The organism is Asticcacaulis sp. EMRT-3, from assembly GCF_030027245.1.
Lineage (GTDB): Bacteria > Pseudomonadota > Alphaproteobacteria > Caulobacterales > Caulobacteraceae > Asticcacaulis.
In genome coordinates, this window is record NZ_JASERT010000001.1 from 1,310,323 (window position 1) to 1,324,461 (window position 14,139).

General features: G+C 56.3%; 12 protein-coding genes. 8 read left to right on the forward strand and 4 right to left on the reverse strand.

Going from position 1 to position 14,139, the window contains the following annotated elements; translation table 11 throughout:
- Positions 1 to 515: 515 nt before the first annotated feature.
- Positions 516 to 3,017, forward strand: coding sequence for a glycoside hydrolase family 9 protein (locus QB905_RS06350; RefSeq protein WP_282973758.1), 2,502 nt, complete (start codon positions 516 to 518; stop codon positions 3,015 to 3,017).
- A 163-nt stretch (positions 3,018 to 3,180) separates the two neighbouring features.
- On the opposite strand, the gene QB905_RS06355 is transcribed toward QB905_RS06350, so the two are convergent.
- Both QB905_RS06355 and QB905_RS06360 read right to left on the reverse strand, forming a co-directional pair.
- On the reverse strand, positions 3,181 to 3,735 hold the full coding sequence (locus QB905_RS06355) for a PDDEXK family nuclease (protein ID WP_282973759.1): 555 nt from the start codon (positions 3,733 to 3,735) through the stop codon (positions 3,181 to 3,183).
- Positions 3,732 to 3,962 (reverse strand): helix-turn-helix domain-containing protein, encoded by a 231-nt coding sequence (locus QB905_RS06360; RefSeq protein WP_282973761.1) that lies wholly within the window; start codon positions 3,960 to 3,962, stop codon positions 3,732 to 3,734. Before QB905_RS06360 ends, QB905_RS06355 begins: the two co-directional genes overlap by 4 nt.
- A 74-nt stretch (positions 3,963 to 4,036) precedes the next feature.
- Between QB905_RS06360 and QB905_RS06365 the strand changes: the two genes are divergently transcribed.
- Together QB905_RS06365 and QB905_RS06370 are read left to right on the forward strand one after the other, a co-directional pair.
- The gene (locus tag QB905_RS06365; protein ID WP_282973762.1) at positions 4,037 to 5,029 is read left to right on the forward strand and encodes a DNA-methyltransferase; all 993 of its coding nucleotides are present in this window, start codon (positions 4,037 to 4,039) and stop codon (positions 5,027 to 5,029) included.
- Positions 5,030 to 5,462: 433 nt separating this feature from the next.
- Positions 5,463 to 6,086, forward strand: a complete 624-nt coding sequence (locus QB905_RS06370) for a hypothetical protein (RefSeq protein ID WP_282973764.1) — start codon at positions 5,463 to 5,465, stop codon at positions 6,084 to 6,086.
- Between the two features lie 115 nt (positions 6,087 to 6,201).
- Here QB905_RS06370 and QB905_RS06375 read toward each other — a convergent pair whose 3' ends face one another.
- Together QB905_RS06375 and QB905_RS06380 are read right to left on the reverse strand one after the other, a co-directional pair.
- A complete protein-coding gene (locus QB905_RS06375; RefSeq protein WP_282973765.1) occupies positions 6,202 to 7,122 on the reverse strand; it encodes a nucleotidyl transferase AbiEii/AbiGii toxin family protein in 921 nt (306 codons plus the stop codon).
- Positions 7,115 to 7,885 carry a type IV toxin-antitoxin system AbiEi family antitoxin domain-containing protein gene (locus tag QB905_RS06380; protein WP_282973767.1) on the reverse strand — a complete coding sequence of 257 codons (771 nt, stop codon included), beginning with the start codon at positions 7,883 to 7,885 and terminating at the stop codon, positions 7,115 to 7,117. Before QB905_RS06380 ends, QB905_RS06375 begins: the two co-directional genes overlap by 8 nt.
- Before the next feature lie 230 nt (positions 7,886 to 8,115).
- On the opposite strand from QB905_RS06380, the gene QB905_RS06385 reads away from it, so the two are divergent.
- The 5 genes from QB905_RS06385 (at position 8,116) to mobF (ending at position 14,033) form a co-directional block, all read left to right on the forward strand.
- The gene (locus QB905_RS06385) at positions 8,116 to 8,304 is read left to right on the forward strand and encodes a helix-turn-helix domain-containing protein (protein WP_282973769.1); all 189 of its coding nucleotides are present in this window, start codon (positions 8,116 to 8,118) and stop codon (positions 8,302 to 8,304) included.
- A 58-nt stretch (positions 8,305 to 8,362) separates the two neighbouring features.
- Complete coding sequence (locus tag QB905_RS06390) at positions 8,363 to 8,794, forward strand: hypothetical protein (RefSeq protein ID WP_282973770.1); 432 nt, start codon at positions 8,363 to 8,365, stop codon at positions 8,792 to 8,794.
- Positions 8,795 to 9,106: 312 nt separating this feature from the next.
- Positions 9,107 to 9,433, forward strand: a complete 327-nt coding sequence (locus QB905_RS06395) for a hypothetical protein (protein ID WP_282973771.1) — start codon at positions 9,107 to 9,109, stop codon at positions 9,431 to 9,433.
- Positions 9,430 to 11,259, forward strand: coding sequence for a type IV secretion system DNA-binding domain-containing protein (locus QB905_RS06400; RefSeq protein WP_282973772.1), 1,830 nt, complete (start codon positions 9,430 to 9,432; stop codon positions 11,257 to 11,259). Before QB905_RS06395 ends, QB905_RS06400 begins: the two co-directional genes overlap by 4 nt.
- Positions 11,259 to 14,033, forward strand: a complete 2,775-nt coding sequence (gene mobF / locus QB905_RS06405; RefSeq protein WP_282973773.1) for a MobF family relaxase — start codon at positions 11,259 to 11,261, stop codon at positions 14,031 to 14,033. The genes QB905_RS06400 and mobF overlap by 1 nt, the downstream gene beginning before the upstream one ends.
- Positions 14,034 to 14,139 lie beyond the last annotated feature (106 nt).

Here is a 14,139-nt window from a genome sequence, read left to right on the forward strand (position 1 = left end):
ATATTTTAATTGTTATATTTCAGATACTTATTATAAGCGTTCTTACGTGATACATCATACCTATTATGCATCTGAGGGCCAGCCTGAGCGCGGCGAATCTGGTTTCGGAAAGACGTCACGCGCTTAGAAAGTGAAAAATTTTATCGATTTAAGACGCATAAAGCTTTTAAACACCCAGACAATTACAGTTGATAAACTGGCCAGTTTCGCTGTCCGAGAGCCACATTCGACCGGATGTGGCAGACGTTTTCATATATGGATAATTGACAGGCGCAGCGGATTATTCCATGACTCATCTTCTGGTCGCTGACGGCCAGATGCGCTATTGCGTGCGAAATGTGATCATGCAGAATATCTGCACCGGATAAGGTGCACCTGCGGCGGCGGTATTTTTTGCATGAATGACGGGGCGCCAGTCAGCCTGCGCCAAACGAACCCGCGAACTGAACCTATCGATCTGTTCTGTAAGCGGCTCAATTTAAAAAAATAATGTTATCGCTATCAGGAAGGACATCATGCACAAGAAACTATTATCAGGGCTGCTTGCGGCCACCTGTCTGAGCTGCGCCGCCAATGCCGCCGAAGCACCGCAAACACAATTGCACCTCAGCCCCAATGAGACGCTGGAAACGCAGGGCTTAAGCGTCATCGTCGAGCAAAACCATTTCAGCCCGATTTTTTTCGATGAAAAGAATGCCGGCATCCAGATGATCCTGCATGGCGACCGGATCGCGGCCGATGGCGAGGTGCGCCTCAACCCGACGCCGGAGCAATGGGATCCCGTACCCGCCTTTGTCAGCCGCGTGCATGGCCCCAATCCCGGCGAACTGATCGTCACCTCCACCTATGATGCGGTGGGCCTGAAATATCAGGTCGAAGTGACGCCGGAAGCTCAGGGTTTCAAGATCGTGGTCAATCTGGACAAGCCCTTGCCACCGGAACTGGCGGGCAAGGCGGGCTTCAATCTCGATTTCCTGCCGACCGCCTATTTCGGCAAGACCTATCTGATGGATGCGCAGCCCGGCCTGTTCCCGCGTGACGCCAATGGCCCGATGGCCAAGGATGGTTCCGGCGATCCGCTGCCGCTCATATCGGGCGGACAATCGATCACCCTGTCCCCCGAAGACCCGCTGACGCGCGTCACCATCACGTCAGACGCCGCCCCGCTGGCGCTGTATGATGCGCGCAACCGGGCGCAGAACGGCTGGTTCGTGGTACGCTCGCTGATCAAGGCCGGTGCCAGGGACAATGCCATCGTCTGGCATGTGCGCCCCAATGTCGAAAAAGGCTGGGTGCGTCAGCCGGTCGTGTCGTTCAATCAGGCCGGTTACACGCCCGACCGCAGCAAGGTGGCCCTGATCGAGCTTGATCCCGCCTTCAAGGCACCCGATGAGGCCGTGCTGGTCAGGCTTACGGCTGACGGAACCGAGCAGCCCGTCCTGCGGGCCAAAATCAAGCCGTGGGGCAAGTGGACGCGCTATAATTACGCCAGCTTCGATTTTTCGAGCGTCCATGCACCCGGCATCTACGCCATCTCCTATGCTGGCCAAACCACCAACCCCTTCCCCATCGCTGCCAATGCCTATGGCCATATCTGGCAAACCTCGCTCGACACCTATCTGGCCGAGCAGATGGATCACATGGCGATTCGTGAGGAATACCGCGTCTGGTCAGGCCTTTCGCACATGGACGATGCGCGTCAGGCCCCACCCAATGAGGTGCATTTCGACGGCTACAAGATGGGGCCCAATCTCGATTCGCCCTTCAAACCGGGCGAACATATTCCGGGCCTCAATGTCGGCGGCTGGCAGGATGCCGGCGATTACGACATCCAGACGCCGCAGAATGCCGAGGTGGTCAGCGATCTGGCGCTCAGCCGCGAAATGTTCGGCCTCAACTGGGATGAAACCACGATCAATGAGGCGGCCCATTCGGTCGAGATCCGCAAACCCGACGGCGTGCAGGATTCGCTCCAGCAGATTCGCCACGGCGTGCTGCAATTGCTGGCGCAATATAAGGTGTTCGGCCACGCCATCACCGGCATTATCGACCCGACGCTCAAGCAATATACCGACATCGGCGATTCGGGCTCGCAAACCGACCGCATGATCTATGATCCGAAAATGGGGCCGCTGGAAAACAACGGCGTCTATTCGGGCGTGCCGGATGACCGCTGGGCCTTCACCACCGATCAGCCGGCCAATGACTATACGGTGGCGGGCGCTCTTGCGGCGGCGTCGCGCGAACTGGAAGCCAGCGATCCGGCGCTGGCCGGTGAAGCCCTGTCGGCGGCCAAGACGCTGTGGGCCAATCAGCAGAACCCCGGCGACCGCGTGAACCGTCAGGGCCGCGATGAAAGCGCCGACTGGCTCGATCTGGCCGCCGTGCAGGCCACGGTGGAACTGATCGTCACCACCAAGGGCCAGGCCCCTCTCTATACCGACAAGCTGAAGGCGCTGATGCCCGCCATCCAGTCCCATTTCGACTGGGTGGGCGGCACGGCCGTGCGCGCCATTCCCTTCATGGACGCCGATTACCGCGCCCAGTTGGCGACCGATGTCAGGGCGGCCAAGGTGAAGATCGATGCCGATCTGGCCAAAACCCCGTTTGGCGTGCCCGTCGGTCTGGGCTCGTGGGCCGGATCGAACCAGGTGGCTATGTTCGGTTCCAATATGTATCTGCTGCACAAGGCCTTTCCGGACATTATCGGGCCGGAATATACGCTCAATGCGCTCGATTACATGCTGGGCCGCCATCCGGCCACCAATCTGTCGCTTGTCTCGACGGTCGGCACCCGTTCAAAGCTGATCGGCTATGGGCATAACCGCGCCGATTACAGCTTCGTGCCCGGCGGCATGGTGCCCGGCGTGCTGGTCATCAAGCCGGACTTCCCTGAACAGAAAACCGACTGGCCCTTCCTGTGGTTCGAAAACGAATACACGGTCAGCACCACGTCGGCCTATATACTGGCAGCCAATGCGGCCATCGCCGTGACCGAGGAAGGCGAGAAAAAATAGGCCTTGCCACCAGCCCTATCCCTGGCCGCCAGGCCGCGACCAACCGGTCAGGGATAGGGTCAGCCTGACCTGATGCCAGCGGTGTGCGTGCTTTGCTTTTACACGTACCCGACAGGCCCCAGCGGGGTTGGCTGTAGCCGCGAAGTCGCTGTCGGCGCTTCTATTATTCGTCGGCCTCAAACGGATCGTTTACCGACGGCAAAATGGCAATCTGTTTGCGAGTTTTCACGTCTGGCACGGTTCCGTACGTCAGAGTGCCATTTTGTATTACGAAGACTACCGGTATCTTTGGATTGTTGATGTCTTTTCCGCCGTCCCGATGCCATTTCTCTTCCCAGTAGGTGAAAAGCGGCTCCAGCAGCGCAGGCTCCATGCTATGAATACAAGCGAGCTCTATACCGCGGTAAATCGCAAAAACCCAACCCACCTGTCTATATTTCGCGAGGATCGTAGGGTTAAGGTGATGGTGAGTAGAGAAGCTTTTGGTCAAGTCAAGATTCACTGACTTGAGTTCGTACTCCCGCCCCGCGTCGTCTTTGGCATCATTACCTTCGCGGCCTGACAACACAGTCAGGCCCATTGTCAAAATGACTTGAAGGAGCTTCCCACCATTGTCCTGAAAAATATCGTTAATACCATGCCTATTCGCCAGCTTTTGATATTCACGAACTGCCGGCATCAGAGCGTCCATTTTTTCTTTGTCGGGGTGCGACTTCATTTCATCCCCTCGCGAAACAGTTCAGCGGCAGGGACGCCGAGAGCAGTGGCTAGCTTTCCGATGTTGTCTAACGATATGTTGCGTTCGCATCGTTCAACCGCACCAATAAAGGTGCGGTGCAGGCCAGCAATATCCGCCAGCTCTTCTTGGCTGAGACCTTGCTTTCCCCTAAGCTCACGAAGATTTTGTGCTAGTGCCCTACGTAAGGGCGAATCAGTCTTTTCCATATTCGGGATGGAGAAGAATTGATGCGTATACGTCTACAGCGTATAAGTAGCGAAATGGAAATGGGAGATGATTCGTGAATCACCACTTAGCTTATAAAACGCCTAGCGGAGAAGCATGGTGTGGCGATTCTCTCGATTTGCTCAAGGGCTTGCCCGATGGCAGCGTCAATCTGGTCATCACTTCGCCTCCATTCGCACTCCAGCGAAAAAAGGAATACGGTAACCGCGACCAGCACGAGTACGTCGAATGGCTTTCGGAATTCGCTAACTTGGTTCGCCAAAAGCTTAAAGACGATGGCAGCTTCGTTTTGGATCTTGGAGGGGCATACCAAAAAGGGGTTCCTTCACGGAGCTTATACAATTTCCGTATCCCAATTAAGTTTTGCGATGATCTGGGCTTTTTCTTAGCCGAGGATTTTTATTGGTATAACCCGGCCAAACTTCCGAGTCCGATAGAATGGGTCAATAAACGCAAAATCAGGGCCAAGGACGCTGTTAATAATGTCTGGTGGTTTAGTAAAACTGAATGGCCAAAAGCGGATGTGTCGAAAGTGCTGGCTCCATACAGTGAGCGCATGAAAAAATTGATTGAAGACCCGAGCGCCTTTTACTCCCCCAAGGATCGACCAAGCGGCCACGTGATCAGTGACGGTTTTGGGCGCGACAACGGAGGAGCTATTCCCTCAAATCTACTACAAATCCCCAACACTGACAGTAATGGCGGTTATCTTCGTGGTTGCAAGGCTGTTGCCACTAAGGGCCACCCGGCTCGGTTTCCTGCTAAACTTCCCGAATTTTTTATCAAATTCTTGACAGAGCCCGGCGATCTCGTTGTGGATATATTTGCAGGCTCCAACACTACTGGTCGGGTAGCAGAGGATCTAGGGAGGCGCTGGCGCGCGTATGAATTGAGTTCAGAATATCTCGCCGCATCCGCTTTCCGTTTCCTCGATAAGAACACGCCAACTGCGCGACTATTAGAAGTTCACGCAGCCATTTCTGCGGGAGAAACGTTAGACCTCCGATCAGAAGCGGGCCTTCTAGGATTAGAGCGGTCTGCATTCTGATTGAATCGGTCAAAGGAATGCAACCCGCTCTACATTTTACGTTTTTCCGCATCTCGCATTCAATTTGTAAGTCAAATTAAACGCTCGTTGCTCTAGCGGCAGAGTAACAGACTATTGCAATATAAGGAAAAATAGTGGTGCCTGGAGCCGGAACCACATTAGATCGACAATATATTGATTTTCATTGCGAATTCCCAATGTGGTTTTGCTACGTAACCCAGTGAGTAACCCCGTCCCCGGAACATAAAAAAATGGGCGAGATGCGTGCAAATTGGGAATCCAATAGAGCCGCTTTTTGATCGAAAATTCGACCGCCGCGCGCGCCCAAAATCGCTCGTTTTAGGCGACTCAAATTTACGTCGCGTAACCCCTGCTCTAAACCCGCCGACGAAACTGATTCTGCGGTAAAGAGACACTTATGAGCCTAGGGAAGATGGAACTGGTTGAGCAGGCACTGGCGGCGCTGCTGGAGGTGTCCGACGACGAAGACTACGCCAAGGGCGTTTTAGCGCTTTTTCAGCTCTCAAGTATCGCGGGAGACAAGTGGCTCAATGAATTAAATATCCATCCTGCGCCTGGCGAATTTCTTGATCGCGAGGAAGTTTTAAATCTAAAAAATGAAAACATAAACAACGTTTTTCAAATGATGTCGTCGGCCGACATTCTAAAACTTGAGCTCCTTTCGGTAACGATAATGCCGCCGAGGTTTAAGCAGCTATTTAAAGTCATTTATCACGCCTTTTATATGGGAATGGCGTTTGGGTACATTAACCCGGATTTTGTTTTGAAGCACAATCTCATTGTAAAGGGTCTTGAACACAGGGCTTCCCGGCAAAAGTCCCAGTCCGAAACGGTCGCCAAATTGACGGCATGGCACGAGCCCGCAAAGGCAGCCTTTTACGAGGTGCGAGCGAATTTTCCTCACCTCAAATCAGCCCGAAGGATCACAGACGCAATAATCAGGCGGTACAATATTCAAGGCATGTTACCCGGCGCGTTGTACGACCTCGTTCTGCAATGGCAGAAGGAAGCAGAAAAGAAAGAGCCGGTCACCTGAAGGCGAAGGCGTCGTGTGCAGTGCAGTCAGTACTGGCGCCAGCCGCGGAGCGTCCGTATTTCTCCCATAAGCGAGAAAAATGTCCGCATTTCTCCCGTAAGCTTGAATACCACGGTTATAGGGCGAGCTTGTCGGCCAGGGCACGGTAGTGACCCGCGTGCTTGTCGGGGTCACTTCGCAGCAAGCCGCGTATATGCATGAGCTTCCACTGGGCGGACGGCATGTTCTGCAATTCCGCAATGTCGATAAGGGACCAGTCGGGTTCGCCACGCTTGAAGCTCAGCAAGAATGCCTTGTCCTGGTCCGTCAGCGCCACCTTTATCGCGTCATTCAGGCGCGTTCGCGTTGCTACGAAGTCATCATAGCTGAAGGGCGTGAAGGCCATGCCGGCAAACTGATTTTCAAACGCTTCGTGCTGATCCTTGGGCGTCGAGAGCAGGATTTCATTGATTGGCCTTTTTCCGCTCAGCAGGCAAACGATCATACCCAGCTTGATTTCAGGCGTCAGCCCTTCGTTGTTGAGCAGATGATGAACGTCGAACAGGTCGCGCGGGTGCTGGCGATCCAGGGCCGCGACAAGTTTGCCGCCGTAAAGTTCGCCATGCGAGACAACCGGCATTTCAACGAAGGCTTCAAACTCGGTCTGCACTGATTCAGTGCAGGCCATGAGGCGCGGCGCAAACACATGGCCGCGCAGCGTCGTGTTGACCTCAATTTTGATGTGAGTGCGTTGAAATTGGCAGTGAAGTTTCGCGTCGTTGCCTTCCTTTTGCGGAACGGGCGTCACCTTGATCCCTGCCTGGAGCCGCTCGATCCTACCCTTCAGCCGAAATAGCGCGGTGTCGATATTGGCGAGGGCCGTTGCGCGATCATCGAAGGGCAAATAGGTCAGGTCGATATCGACCGAGAGCCGGGGCATGTCGCGTTCAAAAAGATTGATCGCCGTACCGCCTTTGAGGGCAAAAACCTCTTCTTGCGCGACCAAGGGCAAGACCCGCAGCAGCAATCTTACCTGGTCCTTGTAGGCTTCATTCATGTTTCACCAGGTCTTCAGGCAGGATCAGGCCGTATTTAGAATCATAGAGTCCCGTCCGAGCTAGGCTACGATCTCCCTTGCCGAGATATATCGTCGCCATGTTCAAATTTTTGAAAACCGGGAGCGCGGCTTTTTCTGCCATGTACAGAAACAACCGTTTGACCTTCACGGACTTGCAGGCTTCGAGAAGTTCCTGCACCAGTTTGGGGCGCAGATTCAATAGCCCTTGGGCTATCTCATAGCATTCCACCAGGTCGGCCTTTTCCGGGCTCAGATACAGACATTCGAGTATCGCCCTTTCAAGCGTGGATATCCGAACATCTATGTTGCCATAACTATGAACCGTCAGGCCTATGTCTTCCGGCAGCAAGTTTGTAGCGGCATGGTGGACCGGACTTTGCCAATCATAGCCCACAAACCATTTTGGCAACCGGGTGTTCGGGGGCGTGAACAGGTAAACCGTCTCGTGTCCCATGCGGAGGTAATGGGATGCACCATGCGCGGATATAGCCGTAAGCGCGCCGACATGGACAGGCAGTTTCAACTGAGTTTGCAAACTGTGGACGGCGCCAAACCATTGAACTTTTTCCGAAGGTCTCTTGAAGGCGGCGCTGCCGAGCGGCACTATCCATCGGCTGCGGACATAGCGCTGGGTAAGCTGTGGGGAGACGTTCAGGGCATTAAGCCATGCGGATGTCGCCACCGTTTCAGGTAGCCAGCTATCCAGAACGCTCCTTAACTTTCCTGTATTTTCTAAATCCATAGTATATTTTTATCACATTTTTCAATGTATTCCAATGGCCTCGCATGGGGCACATTGAATTGAAAGATATTAATATACCCAAAGTATATAAATATTATGAATTATAATACGCTCGCCCCCCCTTTCGCGAGCTAGAAAATTTCCGATCCGGTAATGCACGGGTAAATACGAGGCTATCCGCTTGTGCTTCCCTTTAGGCGCTGAACTACCTCAGCATAAAGGAGACGCAGATGTTTGATAACAAGGACGAAGCCAAGAAAAGACAGGCCCTGTCTGTCGCCGATTTTTGTCGTGACTACGGTATAAGCCCAACGACATTTTACGCCCAGGTCAAGCTCGGCAAGCTGGCCATTTTGAAAATGGGCCGTCGAACCTTGATCGCCCAGGCCGAAGCCGAACGCTGGCTGAATAGCCTCTAACCCAATCCCCCCCTCCCACAATTTAAGCCGCCCCTTTTGGGGCCAAAGGATCATCCCCATGGAAAATCCTCAAGGCACCCCCATGCCTGAACATTCTGTTGCCGCCTTCGAGTACAAGGCCCACGGTTTCAAAATCCCCTTCGTCGTGGCATCCCACCGACACCGTGAAGGTAGTTGGCGCGCGTGCTTTGTCTGGCACCGCCAGCATGACCAGCGCCTGCGGTCCCAACTGCTGTTTTGTTTCAAGGCATGGGTGCGGACAGAACTTCAAGTCTCCAACCTCAAGAGCATCCAGTTCTTCGCCGTCAAAATCGACGATGCGGGCCGGGTGTCGCGGTTCAAAGTCATCGGCGCACACCGGGATTTAGGGCACCTGTTCCCAGTGTTCTTCCTGCCGTTCGCCATATCCAAAATGGTCAAGCCAGCCGCCCAGCGTCTCCAGCGCGAGATTTCCGAACAGACCGTAGAGGCCGCAAATGACAACGCCTGATCTTGCTGCGCGCCGTCCCGGTCAAGCCGGGGGAAAGCCCCAAAAGGCAAATACCAGAGCCAAGAATATCAGGAAGAAGATGGGGATAGTAATGTCACACCATACGCACACGTCTTTGGTTAAATTTCAAATACTTAAATGTATGCGCAGCGCTTACGGTCAGGTGGCTTTTCTTAAAATGCCAACTATCGCAACGGGTTGGACGTATGCGTTGCGCATACGCATGACAGGCCCGTCATGACCTCCCGACATCCGTTTTCGATCCGCATAAGCCTCCGCCAAAAGGCAATGATCGAGGCCTACGGAGCCGCCTTGGGCCTCGATTTGTACCAGACCGGTGTTCGGGTCTTTGAAGCGGGCCTCGCCTCGCTGATAATGCCGGGAGCCGTGGCGACGAGTACCAGCGCCGACCTCACCGACGCCCTGGGTGACATCAGCGCCGCCGTCAGGCGCATGGAGGCCATGACCGACCGCGCCCTGTTCACGGCGGTCTGCGCCTATGTCTACGCCCAGCGCACCGCCCTTAAGGGCGAAGCCGATCCCACCAAAATCAACCAGGCTTTAGCGGCAGAGGCCGCCGAAGCCTATTCGCGCCAGAAAAAGTTGGCCCAAAAAACACCGACAAGCGACCAATCATGAAAAACGTGCTCGAAAACCTGCAACGCGGCCAAGGGCTGCAAAACCTCAACCTTGCCGCCGCCACTCACAGGCTCAGAGGCTATGCCATCATTCTGCTGGCATCGACCTGCCTGTGTGCCTTCGGAGCCGTGAAGGCGTTCGTATCGTCTGACGATCAGGCTCTGACCGGCGACTACGCCCATGCCGCGTTCATGGACTGGCTTGTCGGCAAAACGGCCGAGCCGCCCAAAGTCAATATCACCATCGGCAAGGACCAGGTGCCCATCCGTGTGTCGATTATTCTCGCCAGCCCCGACTATCAGCACAGCGCCCATGTGTTCGAACTTTTCGCCAGCCTTGGTGCGATGGCCGGTACAGCCTTGGGCCTTGCCGGGTGCTACGGCTGGACCCGGTGGCTATCAGCGACCGGCGAAGAACTCGTCCAGGACGATGTTTTGCGCGGCACGCACATCGTCAGCGAACAAGCTTTAGCCCGACATACCCAAGGGCTTGCCGGCGCGCATCCAGTCAGGATCGGCACCGTAGCGTGGCCGTCCAACATGGAGACCCGCCACGCGGCGCTTATCGGCACGACCGGCGCTGGCAAGACAACCGTCCTGCGTCAAATGTTGAACGCCATTGAGGCAAGAGGCGATTGCGCCATTGTCTATGACACCAGCGGCGAATTCGTCGCGCATTATTATAACCCGTCGCGCGGCGATATGATCCTCAATCCATTCGATGAACGCGGCACATACTGGAACCCGTTCAGTGAAATCAGCCACCCCGCCGACGCCGACCGTATTGCCGCACAACTGATCACCGATTCCGGCTCCAAGGAGGACAGCGTCTGGACCACGGCGGGCCGGAACCTGCTGGCCAACATGATGCGAACCCTATGGCAGGAGGGTAAGACCGACATTGCCGACCTGATCGGGGCCGTTCAGTCCATGTCGAAAGACGACCTGAAGGTCTGGCTTCAGGATACCTCATCGTCGCGCATCTTTGCCGAGGATGCCGACCGGGCGACAGGATCGGTCTTGTTCATGCTGACCAAGGCCGCCGCGATTCTGCAGTATCTGCGCTCAGGGCCAGGTGATGGCGGATCGTTCAGCTTCCGCGCCTTCTTCAAGGGGTTGGACGCCGTACCAGGTCGCAAGCCCTGGGTCTTCGTTCAGCGCAAAGAGGATTATTTCGAGGCGATGAAGCCGCTCATGGCTTGCTGGCTGGATTGCGCCGCCACGTCCATTCTTGGGCTGGAGGTGAGCAAGGCCCGCCGCGTATGGATGTTGCTGGACGAACTGCCCGACATTCCCAGGGTCGATCAGCTACTACGGCTCTTGCCACAGGGCCGGAAGTTCGGCGCGTCCGTCGTCATCACATTCCAGAGCATAGGCCAGATGCACGACCGCTATGGACGCGAGGGGGCCGAAGCCATGTTGGGTTGCGCCAATACCAAGTTGTTTTTGCAGACCATCGACTCCGATACGCGGCTTTGGATCAGCAAGACGCTTGGCGATGTTGAAATTGAAATCCGCGCCGCCACCGACAATATGGATTTTGAGCACGGCAAGGGCCGAACCAGCCTTGGCACCACCCGCCAGCTTAGGCCCGCCGTTATCGAATCCCAACTTAGGCTTCCGCCACACACCGGCTATCTGCAATTGCCGGACGGTTTGCCGATTGCCCTGATCCGGTTGAGCAATGGCCACATCATAGCCCGTAGCGAACCAGGTCATGCCGCCTTCATCCCCGGCGACATTGCCGACACCTATTGGGGCCGCAAAAAGCGCCATGACAATGACGACGACGAGTCGCCTGTCTTGCCGACCGGGGGGCCGGTCTGATGGTCGCCACCATTTCCGCGATCCGCAGTTCCGGCCAGGCCGCCAGCTATTTTGAATCCGACGACTATTATAGTGAGGGCGGCGTGTCGCCGTCAGAATGGCAGGGCGAAGGTGCCAGAGCGCTCGACCTTGAAGGCGAGGTTGACCGCGAGACCTTCAAGGAACTGCTGGACGGCAATTTGCCCGATGGCACGACCTTGGGAACCAACAAATCTGATGTCCTGGAGCACAGGCCCGGATGGGATTTAACCCTGTCCGCGCCCAAGTCGGTTTCGGTCATGGCCCTGGTGTCCGGCGACGAACGCCTGGTGGAGGCCCACGCCGAGGCCGTTGAGGTCACAATGGCTTTCATCGAGGAATTCGCGGCAGAAACCCGCGTTCGTGGCGAGGATGGCGTTGAACACGTCCAGACCGGCAACCTGGTCATAGGCTCATTCCTGCACCAGACCAGCCGGGAGGAAGACCCGCAGCTTCATACCCACAATGTCATCTTGAATATGACCCAGGATGAGGACGGCACGTGGCGCAGTCTGGAATCGCGCCCCCTCTATCAAATCCAGAAAGCCGCCGGAGAGATTTACCGGCAAGAATTGGCGCACCGGGTTGTTCAGCTTGGCTATGAGATCGAGGTTGGCAAGGACTCAAACTTTGAGATCAAGGGTTTGAGCCGGGACTTGCTGCTGGCCTTCAGTGAGCGGTCTTCGCAGATCGAGAAGCATCTGGAGGCGCGCGGCAAGGATCGTGCATCGGCATCCGCCGAAGAAAAGCAGATCGCAGCACTCGACACCCGCGAGGCCAAGGGCGAGATCGACCGGGCCGGTCTGGTGCAAGCCTGGCGAGACAAGGCCGATGAATTGGGTTTCGACCAGGCCAAGCGTCAGGGCCTTGTCCATACGGCGGAGCAGCTTGCCGGCGACGACAGGCGATCACTCATCATAAAAGGAGAAGCCGAGACCCTCGCGCATAAGGCGGTGGCGTTCGCCCATAGCAAATTGGGTGAACGGCAGGCGGTGTTTTCCAGCGTGGACCTACAGAAAGAAGCCGGGCGCTTCGGCATGGGCCAGGTGGACAATGCCGTTATCCGCGAGGCTATGGCCCAGGCCGTGGAACGCGGCGAGCTTGTGCCCCGAACCTTCATCAACCGCCAGGGCCGGGAAAATCAGGGCTACACCACCCGCGCCAATCTCGACTATGAGCAGCGCCTGTTGAATGCCGAAATTCGCGGCAGGCATGGAGCCGAGGCTGTGGCCTCCCCTATCAAAGCCGCCGAGATCGTAGCGACCGCCGCCAGGTCTTCAAAGGATCAGGGCTTTAACTGGACGAACGACCAGAGGCAGGCGACGAAAGGCCTGCTGGCAAGTACTCATGCCGTTACCGCCGTCCAGGGCTATGCCGGCACGGCCAAGACGACGACGGTGTTGGCGACGTTCGCCGACACGGCGCAGGCGGCGGGCTTTGACATCAAGGCAATGGCCCCGTCCGCGTCCGCAGCGCAGACCCTTGGCGATGCCCTGAACCTGCCCGCCGTCACGGTCGAACGTCACCTGCGCTTGATGGAGCGACAGGCCGAGCCGAAAGCCAACGACCGGCAAATCTGGCTTATCGACGAGGCCAGTCTGATATCGGCGCGGGACATGACCCGCCTGCTGGAAGCGGCGGAACAGCGTGGCGCCAGGACCGTTCTCGTCGGCGACTACAAACAACTTAATTCTGTCGGCGCCGGCGCAGCGTTCCGTCAGCTTCAGGAAGCCGGGATGCCGACGTTCAAGCTGGAGCAGGTTGTGCGCCAGACCAACGATTTGACGCTTGAGGCCGTTGAACATTCTATAAAGGGGCAAGCCAGACAGGCGCTTGATGCACTTGATCGCGGCGGCGGCCGTGTCATGGAGCACGCCACCGCCTCCGACCGTATGGGGGCCATAGCCGATAGTTACGCCGCACTCAGCACCGACGAGCGGCGCAATACCATCGTCATTGATCCATCTCGCGAAGGCCGCGACCTGTTGACCGACCGGATCAGAACCGCGCTGGCTGACAGGGGCGAGCTTGGCAACCAGGCCATAACCCTGCGCACTTTGAACCAGAAGGACATGACCAAGGTGGAGACCAGGGAGGCCAAGGCCTATGAACCCGGCGACGTGGTGATATTCAACAAGGCCGACCGGGTACATGGCATCGAGCGCGGCGCAGCGTTTGACGTGGCGCGGATTGATGCCAACAAAGGCACGGTCGCGCTCCGGGACAAACATGGCCAAGAAAGAAGCTGGCAGCCCAACAAATGGAGCAGCGTCGAAGTGTTCCAGGGCCAGAACCGCGAACTCCGCGCCGGTGACAAGATCGAGTTCACCCGCAACAATGCCGTCCAGGCCCGGATCAACGGCCTGAAGGCCGAGGTGACGAAGGTCGATCCAGATCGGGAAACCGTCACGATTAAGACCGAGCGCGGCAAGACCGTCACCTTGTCCATCCATGAGGCGTCCGACCAGCATATCCGCCATGCCTATGTGCAGACCGCCTATGCCGCACAGGGGCGGACGGCGGAACGGGCCTTCATCCATTTTGAGAGCAACCGGACGAACCTCATTGACCAGAGCGTTCTCTACGTCGGCATATCCCGCGCCAAGGCCGAGGCCGTGATTTACACCGACGATCGCGACAAGCTCATACGCGGGATACAGGAACGGTCAGGCCAGGCCCAGAGCGGCTTCAGCCAGGGTGCCGACCACAGCGCCGGACAGGCGACCGTAGTGCTGACGAAAGGCATGTCAATGTAGCACATAGCCACAAGTGCAATACATGCAAATTCTAATGGACTATGGTCCCGGACGTTGCATTTTCAAGCCCTATGTGCCAATTCTCGAAATTACAACCAAGCTCAGC